Source organism: Fibrobacter sp. UWB7 (genome assembly GCF_900142945.1).
Taxonomy (GTDB): Bacteria; Fibrobacterota; Fibrobacteria; order Fibrobacterales; family Fibrobacteraceae; genus Fibrobacter.
On sequence record NZ_FRCO01000002.1, the window covers coordinates 289,863 to 313,468 of the forward strand.

Below are 23,606 nucleotides of genomic sequence, written 5' to 3' on the forward strand. Positions count from 1 at the left end.
TTTAGAGTTTAAAAAATAGAAGGTCTGTTAAAATGAAAATCGTAAAAGTCACTCCGAAGTCTCAAGAGATTGACAGAATTTGTGGTCGTGAAGTTGCTCCGAGCAAGGAAATTCACGACAAGGTCATGGACATTCTCGCCGACATCAAGAACGGCGGTTATGCCAAGGCTGTGGAATACGCTCAGAAGTTCGATGGCCTCAAGGGCAAGAACCTCCGCGTGTCCGAAGCCGAAATCAAGAAGTCTGCCGCCAAGTGCCCGCCCGAAATGCAGCGCGCTCTCAAGCAGGCTATCAAGAACGTTCGTGATTTCCACGTGAACCAGATGGAAGATTCTTGGCTCATGGAAGGCAAGGACGGCGTGGTTCTCGGCCAGCGTATCCGCCCGATGAAGCGCGTGGGTCTTTATGTTCCAGGTGGTGCTGGCATTTACCCGAGCACGGTCATTATGAATGCGGTTCCGGCCATTGTTGCTGGCGTCAAGGACATCGTTGTCGTGACTCCGATCAAGGGCGAAATCAACCGCGCTGTGGCTTTTGTGCTTTGCGAACTCGGCATTACCGAAGTTTACCACATCGGTGGCGCTCAGGCTATCGGTATGCTCGCTTACGGTGCCAAGGATGGCAAGGGCAAGGTCGTCGTGGAACGTGTCGACAAGATTGTGGGCCCGGGTAACGTCTTTGCCGCAGTCGCTAAGAAGGAAGTTTTTGGCATTGTGGATATCGACATGGTGGCTGGGCCTTCCGAAGTGCTCGTGCTTGCAGACAATACCTGCGATCCGGACTTTGTCGCTGCTGACCTTTTGAGCCAGGCGGAACACGGTTCCGGTTTCGAAGCCGCCATCTGCATTACGGACAACATGGAAACTGCACAGATGATTAGCGAATGTGTGGACATTCAGGTGGAAAATTCCCCGAAGAAGGAACTCCTCACGAAGGTGCTCGACAACTTCGGCCGCATCCTCGTGGTGAAGGACTGGTTCGACGGTGTGGCAATTGCAAATGCCATTGCTCCGGAACACATGGAAATCATGACGGACGAAGCCGAATCGATGGCCGCTCAGATTGAAAATGCGGGTGCCGTGTTTATCGGTCCGTGGTCTTCTGAACCGGTGGGTGACTACTTTGCTGGCCCGAATCACGTTCTCCCCACGAACGGCACGGGGCGCTTCTTTAGCCCGCTCGGCGTCTATGACTTCCTCAAGCGCATGAGCATCATCAAGTATAGCGAAAAGGCTATCAAGAAGAACGCAAAGGCAATCGCTGTCGTGGCTAATGAAGAAGGCTTCATCCACCACGCCGCCGCAGTTCTCAAGAGACTGTAATTGTGAAATGTCACCCCGCACTTGTTGCGGGGGCGCCTTACACAGTTCTATTTACATTTTATGAAACGGCTCCGCATTTTGCGGAGCTTTTTTTTGCTGAAAAAGCGTTTTTCGCTCGCTGAAAGTGGACAAAATGCGAAAATGTGCTACTAAATGCTTAAAAATCCGAATTTAGTTGCATAATTTTTGAATAAATTAACCAATCTGGGCGCTTTTTTTCATAATTAACGCTGTAATTATGCTACTAAAATTGTTGAAATGCTGATTTAATAGCATATGACACTCTTTCATTATCAAAAATCTATTGAACAAAGTAAAAAACGTGCTACTAAATTGCTGAAAATGAATGTTTAGTAGCATAAAAACGCAAAAAAAAGTCTGTTCGATTGCCTCAAACCTCTTTTTTAGCCACCTTCATTGCATTCTTGTCTTCGTCTTTCTAGTCTTTAATCTTTCCCCTAAATTGCTATATTTGGGGCGGTAAATATTTAGGCTAAAAGAGGTCAAAATGCTCATTCTTCGTGGTACTCCGGCTCTGTCGGATTTCCGTCTGCAAAAGCTTTCATCTGATTTTAAGGCCGCTGGGATTCCGGTTGCATCTGTGTATGCCGAATTCCTCCATGTGGTGGATTTGTCCGCCGACCTGACCGCTTCCGAAAAGGAAACGCTCGAAAAGGTCCTTCATTACGGCCCGATGCGCGAAGTCAAGGCGCTCGAAGGTGAACTCTTTGTGGTCTGCCCGCGTCCGGGTACGATCAGCCCGTGGAGCTCGAAGGCTACCGATATCGCTCACATTTGCGGCCTCCCGGTAATCAAGCGCATCGAACGCGCCATTGCTTACTACGTGAAGTTTGAAGGTGCTGCTCCAGCTGGCGCTCGCGAAAAGATTTCTGCCAAGATTCACGACCGCATGACGCAGGCCGTGTTTGCTGATACTGCCGCTCTCGAAGTTCTCTTCAGCAAGGAAGAACCGCGTCCGCTCAATGTGATTCCGGTGCTTACCGAAGGCCGCAACGCTCTCGTGAAGGCTGACAAGGAAATGGGTCTTGCCCTCTCCGCCGACGAAATCGATTATCTTGTCAAGAACTTCACTGAACTCAAGCGCAACCCGACCGACGTTGAACTTTACATGTTCGCCCAGGCCAACTCGGAACACTGCCGCCACAAGGTGTTCGGTGCCGAATGGACCATCGACGGCGTGAAGCAGGACAAGTCCTTGTTCCAGATGATCAAGAACACTTACCAGCTCCACAATTCCAACATCTTCAGCGCTTACAAGGATAACGCCGCTGTGATGAAGGGGGCTACGGCTGGCCGCTTCTACGCTGACCCGCGCAACAACAAGTACGACTTCCACAACGAAGAAGTCGATATCCTCATGAAGGTGGAAACCCACAATCACCCGACTGCAATTTCTCCGTTCCCGGGAGCCGCTACGGGTAGTGGTGGTGAAATCCGCGACGAAGGTGCAACGGGTAAGGGTTCCAAGCCGAAGGCTGGCCTTACGGGCTTCAGCGTTTCGAACCTCAAGCTTCCGGGTGCAGTTCAGCCGTGGGAAAAGGACTTTGGTAGCCCGTCCCGCATCGCCTCTGCTCTCGACATTATGATTGACGGTCCGCTCGGTGGTGCCGCATTCAACAACGAATATGGCCGTCCGAACATCCTCGGTTACTTCCGTACGTTCGAACAGGAAGTTTCTTCTGAAAAGGGTACCGAAGTTCGCGGTTACCACAAGCCGATTATGCTTGCTGGCGGTCTTGGCAACATCAAGCACCAGCACATCGAAAAGGGTCACATCGACCCGGGTGACCACTTGATCGTTCTCGGTGGTCCGGCTATGCTCATTGGTCTTGGTGGCGGTGCAGCGAGCTCTGTTGCTAACGGTGCCGGTAACGAATCTCTCGACTTTGCTTCTGTGCAGCGTGAAAACCCGGAAATGGAACGCCGCTGCCAGGAAGTCATCGACCGCTGCTGGGCGATGAACGAAGAAAACCCGATTACGTTTATTCATGACGTGGGTGCAGGTGGACTTTCGAACGCCTTCCCGGAACTCGTGAACGATGGCGGCCTCGGCGGTAAGTTTGAACTCCGCAATGTGCCGAACGACGAACCGGGCATGAGCCCGTTCGAAATCTGGAGTAACGAATCCCAGGAACGTTATGTTATCGCCATTGCTGGTGACAAGCTCGATGTGTTCGACGCTATCTGTAAGCGTGAACGCTGCCCGTACGCAGTTGTGGGCGAGGCAATCCCTGAAAAGCACTTGACCCTTACGGACAAGCACTTTGGTACGACTCCGATTGACATGCCGCTCGGCGTGCTCCTCGGCAAGCCGCCTCGCATGATCCGCAATGAAAAGTCTCAGAAGCGCCCGCTCTCTTCTCAGGTGGTGCCGGCTGGTGTGACGGTGAAGGACCTTGCACATCGCGTGCTTGCTAACCCGACCGTTGCAGATAAGACGTTCTTGATTTCCATTGGTGACCGTTCCGTGACGGGTATGATTTGCCGTGACCAGATGGTTGGTCCGTGGCAGGTGCCGGTTGCTGACTGCGCCGTGACCAGTGCAACGCTCGACACGTACGAAGGCGAAGTCATGAGTATGGGCGAACGCGCTCCGATTGCTCTCATTTCTCCGGCAGCTGCAGCTCGCATGACGGTGGCTGAATCCCTCACGAACATGGCTGCCGCTTGCGTCCCGGATATGGGTCGCGTAAACTTGTCCGCAAACTGGATGGCTACGCCGAACTACGAAGGCGATGGCGCTGACCTTTACGAAGCCGTGAAGTCCATTGGTATGGAACTCTGCCCGGAACTTGGCATTACGATTCCGGTCGGTAAGGACTCCATGAGCATGAGCACCGTGTGGCAGGACGAAAAGGGTAGCCACCGCGTGACTGCTCCGATTTCTCTTGTAATTAGTGCCTTTGCTCCGTGCGCTGACGTTCGCAAGACGCTCACGCCGCAGCTCTTGCAGAAGAAGGACACGACGCTTGTGCTCGTGGACCTCGCTCGTGGCAAGAACCGCATGGGTGCATCCATTGCCGCTCAGGTTTACAACCTCCTCGGCGACAAGGCTCCGGATGTCGATTCCGCTAAGGAACTCCGCGCCTTCTTCGAAACGATCCAGAAGCTCAACGCTGATGGCAAGATTATGGCTTACCACGACAAGAGCGATGGCGGCCTCTTCACGACGGTTGTCGAAATGGCTTTCGCAGGCCACGTGGGTGTGACGCTCGATGCTACAGCACTCAAGGGCAATGTGATTGACGCTTTGTTCAACGAAGAACTCGGTGCCGTTCTCCAGGTCGCAAACGCAGACCTCGCTGCTGTGAAGGCTGCTTTCGAAGCTGTCGGTCTCGGCGATACCGTTTCTGAAATCGGTAAGCTCAACGATACGTACAACATTGTGATTGGCGACTACGCCGAAGGCCTCTCTGACCTCCGCGCAATCTGGAGCGATACGACTCGCCGCATTGCCGCCCTCCGCGACAATCCGGAATGTGCCGAAAGTGAATACAAACTCAAGCTCGAACAGGACGATCCGGGTATTACGCCGAAGGTCACCTTCGATCTCGCTGCTAGCGCCAAGGTCATCAAGGATTACGCAAGCCGCCCGAAGATGGCTATTCTCCGTGAACAGGGCGTCAACGGCGAACTCGAAATGGCTGCTGCATTTGCAAAGGCCGGCTTCGAATCCATCGACGTTCACATGACGGACATTCTCTCCGGTCGCGTAAGCCTCAAGGACTTCAACGGTCTCGTCGCTTGCGGTGGCTTTAGCTACGGTGACGTTCTCGGTGCAGGCGAAGGCTGGGCCAAGAGCATCTTGTTCAACCCGAAGGCTCGCGCTGAATTCGAAGCTTACTTCAACCGCAAGGATACCTTCACGCTCGGCGTTTGCAACGGCTGCCAGATGGTCTCGAACCTCAAGGATTTGATTCCGGGCGCTAAGCACTGGCCGCGCTTTGTGCAGAACATCTCCGAACGCTTCGAAGCTCGCTACTGCTCTTTGAAGGTCGAAGATACGCCGGCTGTGCTTCTCAAGGGCATGGCAGGTTCTGTCCTCCCGATCGCTGTTGCTCACGGCGAAGGTCGTGCCGAATTCGCAAGCCGCGAAGCTGCCGAAGCCTGCCTCAAGACGGGTCTCGTGGCTCTCCGCTATGTCGACGGCAAGCACGAATACACCGAACGCTATCCGCTCAACCCGAACGGTTCTCCGTTTGGCATCAACGGCCTCTGCTCTGAAGATGGCCGCGCTCTCGTGATGATGCCGCACCCGGAACGCGTGTTCCGCACTTGCCAATACTCTTGGCACCCGGCAGAATGGGGCGAAGATGGCCCGTGGATGCAGCTGTTCCGTAACGGTCGTATCTTCGTAGGGTAAGGTCCCTGAGCCTGCCGAAGGGCCTGCGTTATGTCATCCCGGCTTTATGCCGGGATCGCCATTCTCGTGCAAATAAATCCGCTTCCTGCTTTACCGCAGGGGCGGATTTTTTATGAATCCCTATCTCTAGCCGATTGGTGTAGATTTTTGTATTTTCTAGGCGAAAAAAAGCGAAAGGACAATGAAATCTCTCGTTATTTATATTCACGGGAAAGGCGGCAACGCCGACGAGGCCAATCATTACAAGCCCCTTTTCCCGGATTTTGATGTCATCGGTTTTGATTTCAGGTCGGAAACCCCGTGGGATGCCAAACAGGAATTCTCGGCGTATTTTGACTCGATTGTTGCAAACTACGACGAAGTCGTACTTATCGCGAATAGCATCGGCGCGTTTTTCTCAATGAACGCTTTGGGCGAAAAACACATCAAGCAGGCGCTCTTTATTTCGCCGATGGTCAACTTGGAAAAGCTCATTTGCAATATGATGCAATGGGCTAACGTCTCCGAAGATGAACTCCGCGAAAAAGGTAAAATTGCGACGAATTTCGGCGAGACGCTTTCTTGGAAATACCTTTGCTACGTGCGAGAAAATCCCATCAAGTGGAACATCCCGACGCACATTTTGTACGGCTCCAATGACAATTTGACCGACCACGAAACGATGCAAGACTTTGCTCAAAAAGTGGGCGCGTCGCTCACGGTTATGCAAGGCGGCGAACATTGGTTCCATACTGACGAACAGATGGATTTTTTAGACAGGTGGATTGAAAAATGTCAGAACAAACATTAACTCGCGAAAACTTAATTGAATTTTTCGGTGAACAAGAATTTGAAAAACTTTGCCGCCACGAGGCGGGCCACGCTCTAATCGCATTCCTGTTCAAACGCCAGATTGACTACGTCAGAATCAACAATTCCAAGGAAAAGCCGAGCGCCACGCGAATGCCCGGGAGTTCGCTCGATGGTGCCGCCCACATTGCTATTGCGGGCCACATGTCGGACTTTTTAATCCGCAAAAATTTCGCTTGCGACCTCGACACAGTCATGAAAGAACTCCCGATGGAACTTTACAGGAGCGATCCTGATTACCAGAGTTTCCAAGCGGCCTGCTATTATTATCAGCTTGCTGAAACAAACGTTGTTGAACAAGTTTACAACCTCATGAAGGCTTGCCAAAAGTCGCTTACCGCAATCGTTGCCGCCCTCAACGAAAAGACGAACTTGAGTGGCGCGGACCTTGCCGCCATTATGAGCGGTAATAAGTAACGTTATATCTATATTATTAGCATGAAATGTTGCTATAAATTTTTCTTTTTGATCCTTGCTGCATGCGTTCTGCTTTCTTGTGAAGACGAAAAAGTCATCAAATTGTCTTCGAACGTGAAGCAAAGTTTTGAAGGCTTTGTCCGCGATACGAGCGCGTATGTCATGATTGTTGATTCTAGCATTCAAAGCAAACCTTTTAAAGAAAAGCTTGTTCCTGTTGAAAAGGGTGGTTTTGCAGAACATTTTTCTAAAAATAAACGTGAAATAGAGGGACGCAAAATTTTTTATGCGTATTCCGATTCGATAAGTCCTTTTGTCAGAGGTACGTCTGATAAATCATCTTTCTTTGATGTCGTTACACTTGCGTTTGCCAATCATTATTCCTTGGAAATAAATCCGGATGATATTTGGCTTATGATTTTGGATGGTTTCCGCCTTCATGTCAAAAGTAATCGCGAAGCTTTGAAAGATAAATTTGTCGCTCCAGGCACGGATACTGTAGTTGTTTTTGAGGATAATTCGCTGACCACCGAATCAACACACCGCGAATGGTTCTGGACGCTTGCGAATTTATTTGAAGTCTTACAGTCTAAGTTGCCTGAAGAGACTGGTTTGCCGCTAAAAACAAAGTTCTCGACAACAAGCCCGGTGGATTATAACATTTCTAGTGCGATGGTCATGGCTGTGGCTTCGGAATATTACGTTTATTCGGTTACTACTCTTTGCGGAATCCCCAAGATCAAGATAAATGGTAAAAAAGAAGACTGGATTTTGCTCAAGGATTCCTTTAACAGGCTTGCTTCGCGTCTGGATATGGACTGGTGGGCTGTTGGGCTTAATCCTGTTCTTGATGAATTTATCAATGTTTTTGATGGCAAAATTAATATGGAACATTGGAGGGGAATATACAAGTATTTCGAACCGGAAGGGTGCGGCAATGTGACCTTTAACGGTTGGATTTCTAGATTTTTCCCCTATACGGGAATAGGTGAGAGTCTTGATGTTTATAGAAGACATTCTCCGGATTGGAATGAACAACTGGATGCTCAGAATGTTCCTAGAGGTGTGACCTCGATATGTGTTGAATGGAATTATTTAGGTGAAGTGAATCCTTTGAAGCTTTATACTGGTTTTATTGGTATTCAAGTTGATACCACCACGAATATGTTGAAAGCGGCCCGAGGATACGCTCTTTTCGAAAGCTTTAAGTTTTGATTTGACAAATCGTCAACACTTTTAACGGCTGAACTTGGGCTTTTGCCGTGCTTTGAGCGTATATTTAAATTCGGTGTTATGGTCTTTCGTTGTTTGGGGATAAAACGCGAATGGCATAGAACCAAAGGATTAACTATGTTGAAACAGCACATTCGCGTTGCTGCTCTTTGCAGCGCGTTCTCTTTTGCATTGGCGTCAAATTCCTTCGCGGCTGATTTGCCGACGGCAAACGAAATGTTTGCCAAGATGGGCTTTGGCATAAACATCGGGAACACGATGGAAGTTCCCCAGAATCCGACGTGGTGGGGCAATAAGTTCCCGACCGAGGCGTACATTGATTCGGTCAAGGCGGCGGGCTTCAGCACGATCCGTATTCCGTGTGCGTGGTACAGCCATTCGAATGCCTTGTCGCGCGATTCTAGCAGGGCAGACATTGTTCCGGGCGGTGGCCCGAACGAAATTGCTTCTAGCTGGATGGATTCCGTGCAGACGGTCGTGGATTATTGCATGCGTGCAGGGCTTGTGACGATTTTGAACATCCATTGGGATAATGGCTGGCTCGAAGGCAACCTGAACGATCAGGAAAAGGACAAGGTGAACGCCCGCCAGAAGGATTTCTGGACGCAGATTGCAAATCGCTTCAAGAACTACAATGAAAATTTGCTTTTCGCCAGTGCGAATGAACCCGCGACAACGGATGACAATTACAAGCACGAAACAGAAATCCTGATGACGTACCACCAGTCGTTTGTGGATGCCGTGCGTGCGACGGGTGGTAATAACGCAAGCCGTACGCTCGTGATTCAGGGCCCTTCGACAAGCATCGACCGCAGTTGCGAAGTGATGCCTGTGAGCAAGCTCCCGAAGGATGTGATTGCAAACCGCCTGATGGTCGAAGTGCATTTCTATGACCCTTATACCTACACGCTGTTGAATGACGTTGTTGATTGGGGCGCTCAAGTCTATCCGCAGTACTACTGGGGCGATGACCTCGCGACTGGTGCGGATATTGTGCATAACTGCGGCTACAACGCTTGGGCAGGTGCCATGGGCGACAAGTGCACGAGTGCTCAGATTCAGGACCAGTTCGGCAAGATGAAAACGAACTTTGTCGATAAGGGCGTGCCTGTGATTATCGGCGAGTTCGGTGCGAATGACCGCGTGGGGGTGTTGACCGGCGACAATTATGCGAAACACCGCAAGGGCCGCCTCGCTTATTACGATGCCGTGATGAAACTTGCAAAACAAAACAAGGTGGTGCCTATCGCTTGGGATACGGGCCACGAAGGCGAAAACAACATGACGATTATCCGTCGCCAGACAGAACCGGACGGTTCCGTGTTCGATATGGAAGTATTGAACATCATGCGTCATGCTTACGGCCTTGACGATTACGTGAATAACGGCATTACGCACATAGAAAACTTCAAGACCGACGATGGAACGATTTCCATTTTCAAGCGCAATCGCCCGGCGCAATCCCGCAGCTTGCGCACCTCCCGCACTTATGACCTGCTCGGCAAGCAGAACCCGCAGGCAAGAGTCGTGAAAGTCAAGAAATAATAGACCCCGGAACGGCGTCCGGGGTGACAAGTGTATAAGTCATCCCTAACCTCACACATCAAAGGCGGAGCAAAACTCCGCCTTTTCTCGTCATTAAAAAAGCCGCGCTTTTCAAATGCGCGACCTTTGTCTAACTTAGAATCCTATGCTAGCCTGGACCATGTAAATTCGGTTTTCGTCCTGGCCGGTGTAGTAGCCGCGTTCTTCGCCCCAGGTGGCGGCTTCGATCGAGAAGAATCTCAGCACTTCAAGCCCGATACCCGCTGACGGGTAACCGCCTCTGAAACCGCCTGCAAGTCGCAGAACAAGGAAGCGGAACTCGTTGTTTAGGCCAGGAATTGCCACCAACGTCTGCTCCAGTTCAAAACCGAAGTTCAAGTGCGTAAAGAACTTGTAGTTCCTTTCTGCATTGAACATATCGGCAAAGTCCATTGCGAAATTAAATTTGCGCCCGAATCCCGTATTGCTGTTCATAAATCTTGGACTGTAGTTTGCACCTATGGTAAAGTTCGGGACTAGAGTTTCACCAGCGAGCTGCTTGAAGTAAATATCGCGCAATGATGCACCGAAACGCACTTCACGGTTGAACTGGTAAAGCACGCCCATATCAATGCCGATAGAGAACGTCTTGGAATCAAAGAAGTTGTCTGTCGCATCGCCTGCTTGATCTTTGAGGGTGTCGACAATCGAACTGTAATTGGCAAGACCTACTGTCACCATGTTGGTCTTGTGACGTTTAGCGATTTTACCGCCCAAGCCCACAGAAAGCTGATTCGGGATGATTTCGTAGGCTCCACCCATCTGAGCGACGGCGTCGATGATGAATGTGTCGACAACGACATAGGGGAGAACAAGACCTGCATCAACGTAAGGGGCAACGCTTCCGTTCATCCAGAAGGCTGCACCAAAGTTGTGGAAAGCCATTTCCGCATCAAACTTGACTCTTGCTTCCATTGCCTTGTGGTCGTAAGAGTTGACGATCTTGCCGTATTTCGGATTCAGAAGGAGTGAATCGAGGATGGCTCCTGTCTGGCTCGTGACTTGCGGATGGTCTTTTGTGATACTGTTCGCGTCTTTTTGTGCGGCTCGGAACAAATCTTGAACATCTTTCACATCGCTATATGTCGAAAGGAACTTGAAAATGTCGCCAGCGCCACCAAAGGTAATGCGCATGTCGCCAATCCAGTTACGTGGGTAGTAACCTTGTTCTGGGCGATGTTCGTAATTGCCAAGTCTGTTGATCTGGGTCAAGCCTGCATAGTTGTAATGGATAGCTTCTTTATCGTCAACGACAGCGACGTGGGCGCCACCCATGGATTCTGCACGGAGTGAAAAATGTGTAGGAGCTTTTGCCGAGGCTATGCCAAATGCGCAAGCGAGTGCTGCGAGTAGTGTTAATTTATTCATTTTTCATTCCTCCCTTCAAACCACTTGAGGAATTCTTCTTCATCGTAGTTGACCCAGCAACCTCCGACCATTTTCTTTCTCTTTTCAAGCGAGTACTTTATGTTGTTTACGTCCGTGTCATGGCGGATGAGTTCTTTGTTCTTAATCTTCTCGTCGAGATCTTTTCCTGGGAAGCTCAAATCAATAGCGAACTTGAGGAGGTGGTTGTCCTTTTCGTCTCGTTCGTTCGGGTTGCGGTAGACAAACTGCCATTCATCCAGGTCTTCCTGAGTCGTCTTCCCGTCCATGTCAATATCAATGATGTTGTACTTTTCAAGAACGCTAAGCGAGTCAATCTGAGACTTGGTCAAATCGTATGTTTCCGTGTCCTGGCTCAATTTAGCAACGTCTTCGACATTTTGAGGTCTTTTCTTTACCAGGACAATAGAACGGCTGTCGCGAACGTCTTCGTCAATTTCTCCGTCACCGTCGTTGTCGTAATTATCAAGAGCTTCTTCGTCTACGCAACCATCGCCGTCGTCGTCACGACCGTTTCCAAACTTGAAGAACACGTCGTTACGGTCTTCTTCGACGGTTTGTGCCCTGTCGTTTATCTGGATAATTGTATTGGCAAGGCCAACGGATACATCTGCGTAATCTTCATCGTCAAAGTACTGGCGAGTGGAGTCCGGGAGGTAAGCCTTCACGATTTCTGCGGCGGCGTCAGGAGATGCCTTGATGGCTTCTGCTGCGGCTGCCATGTCGCTCAGGAATGGCTTGAGGCTATCGCCCATGTCGTTGAGTGCGTTGAGGTCCATCATCATACCTGAGCTGCCTGCGGACACCACTGATGAAATCTGGGAGTTCACAGCTCTGATGCGGAGGGCGGCCTTGGTTAGCTGGAGAATGGTGTAGCTATCGGCGATGGTACTGAACCGAACCTTCTTGTCGGTCCTGTCGGTTGTATCGCGAGCGACAAACTGGTTCAGGTAGAACATGACGGAATCGATTCCTCTTGAAATTGTGTCTGCCTTTTCGTCGCTCATGACGAGGAAACCGCTGGTCATCTTTCCGTCAGGACCTTCGTATCGTTGTGCTAAGGAGGCGAGCTCAAAGACATTTATGCCTTCCTGGGCTTTGATAACTGTCTTGCAGAGACCAATCCACGCTTCGGAGTACGAAGAGTCGGCTCGGATGGCTTTGTTGAAAAATTTGCGCGCAGCATCGTAGTTTGAATTTTGGTATTCCAAGTAGCCTTCTAGGGTAAGGGCTGCTGCGTCATCGTTATCGGCGTCGCGACTGTCTGTTGGGTGGAACAGGTTGCAGCCTGCGAAGCCTAAGGACAATGCGGTTGCAAGAGACCACATCCATTTGCTGTGCGTATTTTTTCTCATATAGCCAGTCCTGAAAAAGTATTTCATTACTTCGTATAATAAAATAACTTCATTCTAACTAAAATGAAATCTTTGCTTTTTTTTAAAGCCCGTTTTTACGGTATTCTCGTAAAAAAATATATTTGCGCTCAATGAATGCTTATAAAGAGTATTTTCCGACGAAAGCTTACCGCATTGCCGAAATGCGGCTTTCAACCTTGCTTAGGGTTGAAAGGGATCGCCTAGACGGAATCGCCGCCGCCTTGGGTCGCGAATCGGCCATTGGTCCCGACAATTTGCGGGAGCAGTTGCCCGAGATACTCAAGTTCACCGAAGCTTATCATGCCGCTTACGACCAGTATTTGAAAGCTGTGCTCGTGCAACAGCCGCGCCCCATTCAGTGCAGGCCGGCATGCGGAAACTGCTGCCACCACTACCCAATGTCGGTGGAGCCGTTTGAGCTGATTTTCATGTACAATGAACTCCGTAAGAGGGATGACCTCTTGATGCTGATGGAAGCCTGCCAAATGCGTTCGGATAAGTTTGAAACTTTATTCGAAACCCGTAAAGGTGAAGGACTTTCTGAAGACGATGCTGAGGACAAGGCGCTTCACGATTACTTTGCATGGTGGCGTTCGTGCCCGTTTTCGAATGGCGTGGGGGACTGCACGGTCTACCCGCTCAGGACGGTCTCTTGTCGCATGTACTTTAGCGAGACAGATCCGAAATACTGCACGCCTGACATGCTTCAGACCGAAAAGAACGATAGCTATATAGTTTATATGCCAGATGTTGTCGAAGATGCTGTGTATGGAATCTCGGAACATTATGCAGAGCTGGATTTGCCGGAAAGTTTTTTTGGCGGGCTCCTTGCTCTGAACGGCTATGAAGGAGTGTTGGGCGCGTGAACGACGGGCAGCTGGACTTGTTTGGCTTTGTCGCCAGTGACAATGCACCTGTAGCCAAGGATTCTTCGCCAGAATGCTCCGCTAATGGTCTTGTGCATTTCAAGTACAGTCCGCTCATGAAAAAGAGCATCCGCTGCAAGGGTGGGTTCTTGTTCGGACACCCGGAAGTGCTTTTGCCCGCATACATGAAAGCTCCAGAATTTGCCGATGCGCGTGAACTAGCCGCAGAATGGGCAGAGCATGCGGTGCGTCGCAAAACGCAAAAGAACAAAGCAATTATCAAGGACTTGGTCAATCGCTTTTGGCAGACTGTCGACCAAATATTTTCTGATAAAGGTGAAGCTCCGCTAGCGAGCAAAGGTCGCTTGCCGCCCATACGTCCGCAGGGCGTTCATCACAACTTAACGGATGTGCTTGCCGCTATTAACGATACGTATTTCGATGGGACGCTGACATGCCGAATCACGTGGAGCAATCGCGTGGGTGGGCTTAGTTTCCATTCCGTGCGCAAGGATCCGGTGACGGGCGAGAGTTTCCATCTCATCAGCATTAGCCGTGGGTACGATGCCGCTAATTGTCCTTTGTATGCAATTGCTGGTGTTGTCTATCACGAGTGCCTGCATATCGTGATTCCTGTCGAAGAACGTGGCGGGCGTCGTGTTGTGCATGGGCGAGAATTCCGCCAGCGCGAAAAACGCTACATCTATTACGATGAATGGATCAAGTGGCACAAGGAAGTCTTGCCGCGAAATATCCGCGCCATGAGACACCACAAAGCGCTTTAATTAAAACCAGTCCTGTATCTTTTGGAATATGTGGCTTAAAACGCCGGTAGAGTCTCCGACAACTTCGAGAGAGTGTTTAGGAGTGTGTACCACAATAACAGATTCGTTCTTGTCGTAAGGAATCGAAAAGTCGATTAGACTGCTGCGTTCTTCGGTAATGCTCATGGCGGCGATGCAGAGGTCCGTTTTTTCGTTTACTAGGGATGGAATCAGCACATCGAAGTTCATGTCCGCAAACTTGATGTTCTTGTTCAGCATTTTGCCGATGGTGTACATGATATCGATATCGATGCCGGAGATTTCGCCCCACTGGTAGAATTCGTAAGGAGCGTAAAGAGCTTCGGTGCCAACGATAAGCGTATCGCTACCAATCCAGTCTTGCTTGATGGATCTGACTGCGGACTTGTTCCTAGACCATTTGTCCTTGATTTTCTGGATTTCGCCTTTTTTCTGGAGCACGCTGATGCACGAATCGATGCTAGCTTTCAGAGGACTATTTTTGCTCATGGCAATGCCAAATTCGTCCTTGTTCAGCCTATCCTTTAAAATGGAAAATTCAGAATGATGCTTGAGAATGGATTCTGCAACAGAATAATCTACTGCAATTCCGTCCAGGCTCCTTTCTTCCAAAGCCTTGGTCATTTCGGGAATGTTTGCAAAGTACTGGATACGGGGGAGCTTGATTAGCTGCTGTACTTGTTCATCGAGCGTTGTTCCTGTCTGGACTCCGACGAATTTCCCGGACAAGTCGGCGAGCTTGTAAATTTCGTCGGGCTTCTTGGGTTCGAGGTAAGTCATCTTGGGAACTTTGCTGAGTGTCGCTTCTTTGCCAAAGTCATTGCGAATGGCGAAAGCGGTTTTCCCGATGTAGTAGGGCTTTGAATTGTCAATTTCGTGCTGTAAGCATTCGCAGACGGTGAATGCCGAAATGATGAGGTCTGCGTCGTTGTTCTTGAGTGCAGAGACGAGCTTGTTGCGGTCCGTCTTGATAATCTTGGTCTTGACGTTCAGTTTTTCTTCGAGGAGCTTCGCTAAATCGATATCAAACCCGACAATCTGGTTCCCGCTGGTAAATGAAAACGGGGGAACGTCGGCTGATGTGGCGATTCTCAGGACTTGCTCGGATTCGCTTTCCTTGGTGCTGATTAGCGGATTTGTTTTTGAGTTCTTGTTCCAGTGCTCGTTGAGTTCGGTGAGCGTGCCTGCCGCGTTCAAGCTGTCGATAAGGCGGTTGATGATTCCTTTTAAGTCGGGAATGGAACTGTGCTTGTTCATGGCGATAACGAATTCGTTCGGAACGCCAACATCGTTTTCGATGAACGTAATGCCGCTCATGCTATCGTTGAATGTGTGCGTAAGGACGTTCTCGTCATAAGCCAATATGTCGATATCACCAACCTGGAGCGCAAAATAAGCCGTTATTAAGTCGGGGTATTGCTTGATTTGTGTTTTAGGAAGCTGACCGGCAACCCCTTCGGATATGCTTGATTTTTCTTCGACACCGATTTTATACTTGGACGAATTAGCATTGGAGACTTTGGAGGGAGGCTCTTCGGAAAATCCATTACAACCGGTGCTAATAGCGAAAAATACACCGAAAACAACGAAAAGTAAAGCAACTCGTTTTCTCATATATGCTAAATGTAAGAAAATAAAATGAAAAAGCAACAGGAAAGTGCTAAAATTCCGGATAGCCGTCTTTTAGAGCTTCGTTGTAGTGTGCACGTTCACCACCGATGAACTTGGGGCGGGTACGTGCGGCAATGATGATGGCTTTACCGATATGGTTCTGCTTTAAGCGGACGGGAACGGCGACTTCACGGAGGTGCATGCCGATAAGGGTCCCGCCGATGTCGATCCCTGCATTTGCCTTGATATGCTCGAGAGCCACAGGAGCCTTGAAGCTTTCGTAACAAGCAGTAGCGAAGGAGCCCCCAGCCTTTGGCTGTGGCACGACGTTCACGATTTCGGCATTCGGGACTGCCTCGTGTTCGATGATAATGGCTCGGTTCAGGTGCTCGCAGCACTGGGCGGCAATGTAGATGCCCTTAGCGCCAAAAACGCTTTGAAGCCCGTTGTAAATAGCTTTGCCGACTTCCGGGACGGAATGACTGCCGACCTGGTTACCCAAAGTTTCGCTAGTGCTGCAACCGACGACAACGATATCGCCCTTTTTGAGCTTTGCCACTTCGACGAGTTCTGCTGCGACGCTTATGGCATCAGACTTGATTTGTTCAACAATGTTCTTGTCGTCAATTTCGTAAGTAATTCCTGCCATTTTAAAACTCCTGCTAAAAGCATGTAAAAGATAGTCTTTTTTGTGGAATTAGGCAAAAAAGGGCAATTTGGAGTATTATTTTGGAGATGGCTTTGCCAAAATCCTCTTACAGCAATGTATATTAATAGTAAGAAATATATTGGGTTTTTATGAGTGCTGAAACTGACAATTCTTCGAGCGTCATTGGGCTCGACCGGAAGAAGATCAAGGATTTCTTTCTGCGCAAGCTTCCTGAGATGAAGGAAGCGGTTATTGATGCTATTATCGAAATTTTGCCGAGTGTTCCGCACTATCAAGAAGAAAACGACCACTTTACGTTCCGAATCATCATGGGAAACGGGAACCCGCCGATGGGCTGGAACCGTCGTATCTATGAGTTTGCGGGAGATGCACTCGAGAACCTGTTCAAGGAACGTGTAAAAGCTTGTTTGAAGGATGTCATCCACTTCTGCAAAAGCGGATGCGATTTGATTATTCTGCAGATGCCGGCACGAGAAAAGACCGAACCCTCTATCCAGGTGGGGGTGTTCCAGTCGGATATCGGGAATGCGGGCGAGACGGAACGTGCGCTTCTCGAAAAGGGATTTTTGCTGATTGAATGCGTGAACCGTTCTAAAATTTGCATAAATTCTCATACCTCTTCTGGTGTCAGTGACCACTTGCTCATCCGCTTTGATTTGGATGAAAATGAATTCTCTGATAATCTGGAAGACAATAATCTGGAGTCATACCCGAAGGGCTTCTGGGCTGGGCTTTTCTCGCAAATCAAAAGGGAAGTTCATGGCACCATCTGTCTGTTTGTCGATCCGTCCTGGAATGGCAATGCGGATGACAATTTCGATAGCGGCAAGATTGTCTTTGACGACTACAAGGAAATGCAGATCAAGCCGGACTCCATGCTGGACTCGCAGTCGTACCGCGATTTGTACGAGCAGAATTTTATTCGTAAGATGTTCATCTCGATGTTGAACTACGACGGCATTACGGTTATCGATACGAACGGTTGCGTGCGTGCATTCCATTGCTTTGTGTCCATCCACCGTGGTAAGTTTACGTCTGGCGGTGCAAGACACCGCGCCTATAGAGCTCTTGCGAATTTGTTTAAAGATAACGAAAAGTACAAGGCGCTTTACTTCCAATCGCAAGAAGGAAACATCAGGTTTTACCATAAGTTCCGCGTATCTTCATCGTTCGATTCTACAGTCATGGATCGTTGTGATGGTTCTGCTGAAGTCGAAAATACAAAGGTCAAGAATGCAGAACATGTTGATGGCAAGGCTGCCTCTCTTGCTTCTGCAGTCAATGCGGGAATGGTTGAAAACTCGATTGCCGATAGCAATTCTCCGTTGTCTGATTTCTTGAACCGCTTGCGCGACGCCCATTTGGGAATTGACAACTTCTACAACGAACCGAAGCCTGCCGAAGATTTAAGCAATGCCGCTTTTGAACTGACGGAAGAATCCTGGAGTGGTGTGAACGAGGGACGTGTGATCAATGTGCCTCTTATATGCCTGATTGGTAACTCTTACGGTTATTCTACAAATGCAGAACCGTTCCTCAAGAATTTCCTGGAGAAGATTCCTCAGTCCGTTTGGGAAAAGTATATGAAAAACAAGTGCTACGAAGATACGTCGCTATCTTCGACGCTTGGTAGCAAAAATCAGGAAAGCCAGTGGATGAAGCTTATGAATGAAGCTGGTGCTGATGATGGTAAGGCAGAGAAATATGTTACCGATGAATTGGCGGTACATATCAAGGCTGTCTACAAACAAGTGAGCAAACTTTTTGCTCAAAAGTTCGAAGAAGAACGTAACCTTTGGGAAAACTTGTTTAAGGGTTATTAGCTTTCTTCTCTTTGTAGAAGAGGTAAATCATCCACACGAGGCCGGCAATAATCATTGCCGAGCAGAGCGTCTGACCTCGGCTCATGCCAAAGAGGTCCACGCGTCCAAGGTGTGCATCCGGTTTGCGGAAAAATTCAATGAAGAAGCGGAAGAGCCCGTAACCCATCAAATAGAGGCAAGGAACCTTGTCGTGGAGCTTTGGAATCTTGCGCAGGTTGTACAAGACGATAAAGAGCACGATGCCTTCGAAGACCATTTCATAAAGCTGGCTCGGGTGGTGGAGAATCGGGTTTGCAAGCGTGCTGTCATGGGCAAGCGGGAACCACATGCCGATGGCGCTTGTAGTAGCTTCTCCAAAAAGTTCACCGTTGATGAAGTTGCCCCAACGTCCCCAAGTATAGGCAAGAGGCGTTACCAAGAAGGCGAGGTTGAAAGTCTTCCATACATCGAGCTTGTTGCGCTTTGCACCGATATACATGAACAGAAGACCAACCACGAGACCGCCATGGTATGACATTCCAGAAATTCCGACAAAGTGGTAACCGAGGTCATCGTGAACCATCGGGAATAAAATTTCGGACGGATTGGAAAGATAATAGCTTGCCTTGTAGAAGAAAACGTAACCAAGGCGGGCGCCGAGCAGAATGCCTGCGATAATCCATGTGAAGAAGTTGTCGAGCTGATCTTTGGTGTAGCCGAGTTTTTCTTTCTGGCTGATTTTCCACATGGTGATATAGGCGGTCACGAATGCAAAAATGTACATGATGCCATACCAGCGCACCGGAAAACTTCCGAGTTGGAATGCCGTTCCATCAAAATAAGTCGGTATTAAGTTCCACCAAGATAATTCCATGATAAGCCTTCTTCTTTTGTGTTTAAATCTAAATTATTTTTTCAAGTCCAGGTTTTGGTGTGCCCAATAATTGATGACGGTTGCTGCCACCTGCGTTGCTGGTTGCGAACGAATTTCTTTGTGCATCTGCATCACAATCACGACAATTGATTTGCTCGGATCGTTTTTCGCTTCGGCAAATCCCATGAACCAATCGTAACGGCCGGCGGGATCTGTACCATCAAGAGAACCGGTTTTCCCGCCAAGGCGGAGCGCTTCGAAATTCTTGCGAGCCATGTTCTTTGTGGACATGTGCTTGCGTGCGGTGCCCTGTGTTACGGAGCGGAGCATCGATTCGCGGAGACCGTAGTATGTGTTTTCTGTGAATTTGCCAAGGTTGAGGGCGAGTGGCTTTTGCGGGGCGAATGGAGCCATGTCGCGAGCCCATGGAATTTCAAGAGGCTTCTTGGTAAGGATAGCACGGACTTGCGCTGCGGCGAGGAGCGGTGTAAGGGTTGTGGAGGTTGTAAAGCCGCAGGAAACTTCGGCAAGGCCGTAACCCGTGTCCGGGGCTGTGTAACTTGAAGCGTTTGGGGCATTCCCGGGGAATCGCTTGTTGTAGCCGAACTTTGCGGCGGCTGCATTGAGACGCTTTCCTCCGACATTTTTACCAACGATTGCCATTGGCGGATTTGCAGAGCGGGCAAACGCTTCGGAAAGTTCCATCGTGGGACCGTTGTACTTTTCGGGGACGCGGAGCTGGTTCAGGTAAAGCGTGTGGTGGCGCCCAATCATTGGGATGGGTGTGTTGAGCGAGTAGCGGTTGCTTTCCATGGCGGCAGCGATCGTCACGAGCTTTGCAAGCGATGCGGCAGGGAAGGTGGCGCGTCCAATCCAGTCCGGCTTGTTTTGTACCTTACCATCGCGGCGTTCGCCCCAGGCGATGATTTCGTTTGTCTTGGTGTCCACGACAAGGATGACGCCCAGGTCTGGGTGATAACGGCGTAAAAGAATGTCGATTCTGTCAGCGAGTACGGGGTCTTTTTGCGACTTGATGTGAATGGTGTCGCGGACGTTATCCGTGCTTTCGCTTGTTGCGTTGGAAGCGCTTGCGTCATTCCCTGCGGCGGTGTTGCCCAAGTTTTCGAAGTCTTCATCTTCGATGCCTTTCAGGGCGGCTAGTCCGTTCGAGTTTTCTTTTGCTGCAGTTTCTGCAGTGAATGATTCATCAAAAGGATTTGTGTCGTTCGTGGCAATTGCTTGCGCGACCGTATCTGCAGCTAGCTGCTCGGTGGTTGCTTTTGCGGATTCCGCCGGGTCGTCTTTTGTGGAACAGTGAACAATACCAACAATAATCGTAACGAGGACGGTAATCGCAATGCAGCGGTTGCGCATTCTCTGGGCGTAGGGGAGTCTTTCCATAAAATTACTTGAAGATGGTCTTTCGGTAGTAGGCGAGTTCAGCGATGCTTTCGCGGATGTCGTTTAAGGCTTCGTGGCGTTTTTCTTTTTGGAAATCTTCGAGGTTCGGGTACCAACGATAGCTGAGTTCCTTGATGGAGCTCACGTCAATATTCCTGTAGCAGAGCCATTCCGAAATTTCGGGCATGTACTTGTACAAAAAGCGCCTGTCCTGCGTGATGGAGTTTCCACAGAGGAGGTTCTTTGTTTTTTCGGTAAACGGCTTGATGAACTTGAGCGTTTCTTGTTCGGCATCCTTGAGGGAGTACTGCGAACGGCGGCAACGGTCCACGAGACCGCTTTGGTTGTGGTGTCGCGTGTTCCATTCGTCCATGCTTTCGAAAACGTTTTCGGGCTGGTGGATAGCGATAACAGGGCCTTCGGCGAGGATGTTCAAGTTGGCGTCAGTAACAATGGTCGCAATTTCGAGAATGACATCTTTTTCAGGATAGAGACCGGACATTTCCAGGTCCATCCAAACTAAATTTCGAGAACTCTTTGGCATACGCGCGAATAATAGCATTTTTTTTGATTCGTCGTTCCCGCCGGAACCTGTCCCGACCTATGACTATTGTCCAATGACCAATAACTGGTTGTAAGTATTACGTAATGAAAATGAAAGGAAATGCTATATATATGGATAAATTCTTGCAAAGTTATAAAAATATTTTCCAAAATGTAATTTTTTGTTACAAATTGTCTTTTTCTTACAACACTTACGAAAATGTTACCTTTTTTTTTATTATATTTGGCGCATTATGGAAAATGTTGTTATTACAGGTATGGGCTGCGTTTCCTCTCTCGGAAACTCCCCCGAATTATTGTGGCAGAACTTGCTCCAGGGCAAATCTGGCATTGCTCCCATTCAGCGTTTCGACGCTTCCGCTTACACTTCTCGCATGGCTAGCGAAATCCGTGAGTTCGACGCTTCGGAAATTTACAGCACCAGAGACCAGTCCAGGTTCTCCCGCTGCATCCAGTATGCTGTTTACTCGGCTTTCCAGGCATTGAAGATGGCTGGAATCGCTCCGGAAAACGAAAATCCGGAACGTTGCGGCGCTATCATTGGTAGCAGTATCGGTGGTTTGCAGTATTGCTATGACGCCGCTGTGGCTCTCAGCAATCGTGGTCCGTCCCGCGTTTCTCCGTTCTATATTCCGATGGCTATCGTGAATATGCCGGCCGGTGAAGTTTGCAACAAGACTGGCTGGATGGGTCCGTCCTACACGGTCACTTCCGCTTGCGCAACTTCCAACCACTCCATCGCCAATGCCTATGACATGATTCGTCTCGGCCGCTGCGATGTGATGCTCGCTGGTGGTGCCGACGAAACGGTGAACCCGCTCAGCCTCGCTGGCTTTACCAGCATGAAGGCTGTCAGCAAGCGCAATGACGCTCCGGAACAGGCTTCCCGCCCGTTCGATAAGGATCGCGATGGTTTCGTGATCGGTGAAGGCGCTGCAGTCCTCGTGCTCGAAAGCGAATCTCACGCTAAGGCTCGCGGTGCAAAGATTCTTGCCCGTATCGCCGGTGTCGGTGCTAGCTCTGACGCTCACCACATCTCCGCTCCGCGTCCGGATGGCAAGGGCGTGATGCTCGCAATGGCTAATGCAATCAAGGAAGCTGGCATCGAAGCTAAGGATATTAGCTATATTAACACGCACGGAACATCCACACCGCTCGGTGACATTGCAGAATGCTCTGCCATCGAAACGCTCTTCAAGCAGTCCTCTGCATCTGCTCTCGACAACCTCAAGGTCAATTCGTCGAAGTCCATGCTCGGTCACTGCCTGGGTGCCGCTGGTGCACTCGAATCCGTCGTGACTATCATGTCTGTTATGGAACAGAAGATTCATGGTACTCTCAATGTGTTCGAGCAGGATCCTGCAATTCACCTTGATGTCTGCGCAAATGGTGCCGTCAACCAGAAGATTGACTACGCTATGAGCAACGGCTTTGGCTTCGGAGGCCAAAATGGAGTTATCATTTTTGCGAGGAATTAATGCGTAAGGCCAACAGTTCTGCTATTGGCTCTTCCGCTTCTCGTAAATTAAACGCTAAAATTTGTGCGTTTTTGCTTATGCTGTCGCTGGTGTTCCCGGCGGCAGCTTTGTCGTCTCCAGGGGATCCGCTCACGTGGCGTGATTCCACCTGGGATTACCGGAGTGAAGATCCGACTGATATCGATCCCGAAATTAAGCCTTTGCGACTTGCTGGGGTGGCGTCATTGACGTTGATTGCCTATGGGGCTGCTTACGGGTTTGTCTTTAAAAAGGGCTGGTGGGACGACAATGGTGGCCGAGGCTTCCATTTTGAAAATGATTTCGACTATGCTTTGAACTTGGATAAGCTTGGGCATTTTGCTTCGGGCGTAGTCATTGGCGAGGCTTTCTACGAAGGCTATCGTTGGGCTGGGGCTAGTGAATTCCAGTCCTATTTGTTTGCTGGGTTAACAGCGCTTGCAACACACATTGCGATTGATATCAAGGATGGCTTTGCTCCCAAATGGGGCTTTAGCATTTTTGATGTGCTTTCGGGTGGCATTGGCGGGTTCTTGCCGATGGCAGAGCGTTATGTGCCGTTGTTCAAGTATATAGACCTCAAGTGGAGCTACTGGATTAATTCCAATGCGTATTACGATAGCGAACATAATGCGTCTGGAGGCGTGTTTACGGATGACTACGTGAACCAGACTTTCTGGCTTTCGCTGAAGCCTTACAGGATGTTGCCGGAAGCGGCTCGTAAGTATTACCCAAGCTGGCTTGCCATTGCTGTGGGTCTCAGCATTGATGAAAAGGTGTTTACCAAGGAACCGCACCCGCGTCGTGAAGTTTATGTCGCTTTGGATTATGACCTGGAAGCATTCCGCCCGCAAAGCCGTTTTGCACGTTTTGCCATCAAGATGCTGAACTACTTTAAGCTCCCGGCGCCTACGATTCAGGTGTATCCGGAGTTCCACTGGTACTTGCTGTACCCGATCAAGTTCTAG

18 protein-coding genes are annotated in these 23,606 nt (G+C 49.5%); 11 read left to right on the plus strand and 7 right to left on the minus strand.

The window, feature by feature from the left end:
- Positions 1 to 32: 32 nt before the first annotated feature.
- The 6 genes from hisD to BUC30_RS06760 all read left to right on the plus strand — a co-directional run bounded on the left by hisD (position 33) and on the right by BUC30_RS06760 (position 9,750).
- Positions 33 to 1,322, plus strand: a complete 1,290-nt coding sequence (gene hisD / locus BUC30_RS06735; RefSeq protein ID WP_073424135.1) for a histidinol dehydrogenase — start codon at positions 33 to 35, stop codon at positions 1,320 to 1,322.
- Between the two features lie 508 nt (positions 1,323 to 1,830).
- Positions 1,831 to 5,706, plus strand: a complete 3,876-nt coding sequence (gene purL, locus BUC30_RS06740; RefSeq protein WP_073424136.1) for a phosphoribosylformylglycinamidine synthase — start codon at positions 1,831 to 1,833, stop codon at positions 5,704 to 5,706.
- A gap of 181 nt (positions 5,707 to 5,887) precedes the next feature.
- Positions 5,888 to 6,496, plus strand: coding sequence for an alpha/beta hydrolase (locus BUC30_RS06745; protein WP_073424137.1), 609 nt, complete (start codon positions 5,888 to 5,890; stop codon positions 6,494 to 6,496).
- Positions 6,478 to 6,972: a hypothetical protein gene (locus BUC30_RS06750; RefSeq protein WP_073424138.1), complete on the plus strand. Its 495-nt coding sequence runs from the start codon at positions 6,478 to 6,480 to the stop codon at positions 6,970 to 6,972. The genes BUC30_RS06745 and BUC30_RS06750 overlap by 19 nt, the downstream gene beginning before the upstream one ends.
- A 162-nt stretch (positions 6,973 to 7,134) precedes the next feature.
- On the plus strand, positions 7,135 to 8,187 hold the full coding sequence (locus BUC30_RS06755; RefSeq protein WP_244536525.1) for a DUF4419 domain-containing protein: 1,053 nt from the start codon (positions 7,135 to 7,137) through the stop codon (positions 8,185 to 8,187).
- 135 nt (positions 8,188 to 8,322) lie between these two features.
- Positions 8,323 to 9,750: a glycoside hydrolase family 5 protein gene (locus BUC30_RS06760; RefSeq protein WP_073424140.1), complete on the plus strand. Its 1,428-nt coding sequence runs from the start codon at positions 8,323 to 8,325 to the stop codon at positions 9,748 to 9,750.
- A gap of 135 nt (positions 9,751 to 9,885) precedes the next feature.
- On the opposite strand, the gene BUC30_RS06765 is transcribed toward BUC30_RS06760, so the two are convergent.
- Both BUC30_RS06765 and BUC30_RS06770 read right to left on the minus strand, forming a co-directional pair.
- Positions 9,886 to 11,157, minus strand: coding sequence for a hypothetical protein (locus BUC30_RS06765; RefSeq protein ID WP_073424141.1), 1,272 nt, complete (start codon positions 11,155 to 11,157; stop codon positions 9,886 to 9,888).
- Positions 11,154 to 12,530 carry a hypothetical protein gene (locus BUC30_RS06770; protein WP_073424142.1) on the minus strand — a complete coding sequence of 459 codons (1,377 nt, stop codon included), beginning with the start codon at positions 12,528 to 12,530 and terminating at the stop codon, positions 11,154 to 11,156. The genes BUC30_RS06765 and BUC30_RS06770 overlap by 4 nt, the downstream gene beginning before the upstream one ends.
- A gap of 131 nt (positions 12,531 to 12,661) precedes the next feature.
- On the opposite strand from BUC30_RS06770, the gene BUC30_RS06775 reads away from it, so the two are divergent.
- Both BUC30_RS06775 and BUC30_RS06780 read left to right on the plus strand, forming a co-directional pair.
- The gene (locus BUC30_RS06775) at positions 12,662 to 13,417 is read left to right on the plus strand and encodes a hypothetical protein (RefSeq protein WP_073424143.1); all 756 of its coding nucleotides are present in this window, start codon (positions 12,662 to 12,664) and stop codon (positions 13,415 to 13,417) included.
- Positions 13,414 to 14,202 carry a hypothetical protein gene (locus BUC30_RS06780; RefSeq protein WP_073424144.1) on the plus strand — a complete coding sequence of 263 codons (789 nt, stop codon included), beginning with the start codon at positions 13,414 to 13,416 and terminating at the stop codon, positions 14,200 to 14,202. Before BUC30_RS06775 ends, BUC30_RS06780 begins: the two co-directional genes overlap by 4 nt.
- Here the strand turns inward: BUC30_RS06780 and BUC30_RS06785 are convergent, their stop codons facing one another.
- Both BUC30_RS06785 and BUC30_RS06790 read right to left on the minus strand, forming a co-directional pair.
- Positions 14,203 to 15,834 carry a transporter substrate-binding domain-containing protein gene (locus tag BUC30_RS06785; protein ID WP_073424145.1) on the minus strand — a complete coding sequence of 544 codons (1,632 nt, stop codon included), beginning with the start codon at positions 15,832 to 15,834 and terminating at the stop codon, positions 14,203 to 14,205.
- A 46-nt stretch (positions 15,835 to 15,880) separates the two neighbouring features.
- Positions 15,881 to 16,480: a TIGR01440 family protein gene (locus BUC30_RS06790; RefSeq protein ID WP_073424146.1), complete on the minus strand. Its 600-nt coding sequence runs from the start codon at positions 16,478 to 16,480 to the stop codon at positions 15,881 to 15,883.
- Positions 16,481 to 16,629: 149 nt separating this feature from the next.
- Here BUC30_RS06790 and BUC30_RS06795 point away from each other — a divergent pair, with 149 nt between their 5' ends.
- A complete protein-coding gene (locus BUC30_RS06795; protein ID WP_073424147.1) occupies positions 16,630 to 18,324 on the plus strand; it encodes a hypothetical protein in 1,695 nt (564 codons plus the stop codon).
- Here BUC30_RS06795 and lgt read toward each other — a convergent pair.
- Genes lgt through orn form a run of 3 tightly spaced genes read right to left on the minus strand, consistent with a single transcriptional unit; the run spans position 18,311 to position 21,122 of the window.
- The gene (lgt, locus tag BUC30_RS06800) at positions 18,311 to 19,177 is read right to left on the minus strand and encodes a prolipoprotein diacylglyceryl transferase (protein WP_073424148.1); all 867 of its coding nucleotides are present in this window, start codon (positions 19,175 to 19,177) and stop codon (positions 18,311 to 18,313) included. The two genes, BUC30_RS06795 and lgt, sit on opposite strands and share 14 nt — an antisense overlap.
- A 33-nt stretch (positions 19,178 to 19,210) precedes the next feature.
- Positions 19,211 to 20,578 (minus strand): penicillin-binding transpeptidase domain-containing protein, encoded by a 1,368-nt coding sequence (locus BUC30_RS06805; protein ID WP_073424149.1) that lies wholly within the window; start codon positions 20,576 to 20,578, stop codon positions 19,211 to 19,213.
- A 4-nt stretch (positions 20,579 to 20,582) separates the two neighbouring features.
- Positions 20,583 to 21,122, minus strand: coding sequence for an oligoribonuclease (orn, locus tag BUC30_RS06810; RefSeq protein ID WP_073424150.1), 540 nt, complete (start codon positions 21,120 to 21,122; stop codon positions 20,583 to 20,585).
- Positions 21,123 to 21,375: 253 nt separating this feature from the next.
- Here orn and fabF point away from each other — a divergent pair, with 253 nt between their 5' ends.
- Both fabF and BUC30_RS06820 read left to right on the plus strand, forming a co-directional pair.
- Positions 21,376 to 22,620: a beta-ketoacyl-ACP synthase II gene (gene fabF, locus BUC30_RS06815; protein ID WP_073424151.1), complete on the plus strand. Its 1,245-nt coding sequence runs from the start codon at positions 21,376 to 21,378 to the stop codon at positions 22,618 to 22,620.
- Positions 22,620 to 23,606 (plus strand): YfiM family lipoprotein, encoded by a 987-nt coding sequence (locus tag BUC30_RS06820; RefSeq protein ID WP_073424152.1) that lies wholly within the window; start codon positions 22,620 to 22,622, stop codon positions 23,604 to 23,606. The genes fabF and BUC30_RS06820 overlap by 1 nt, the downstream gene beginning before the upstream one ends.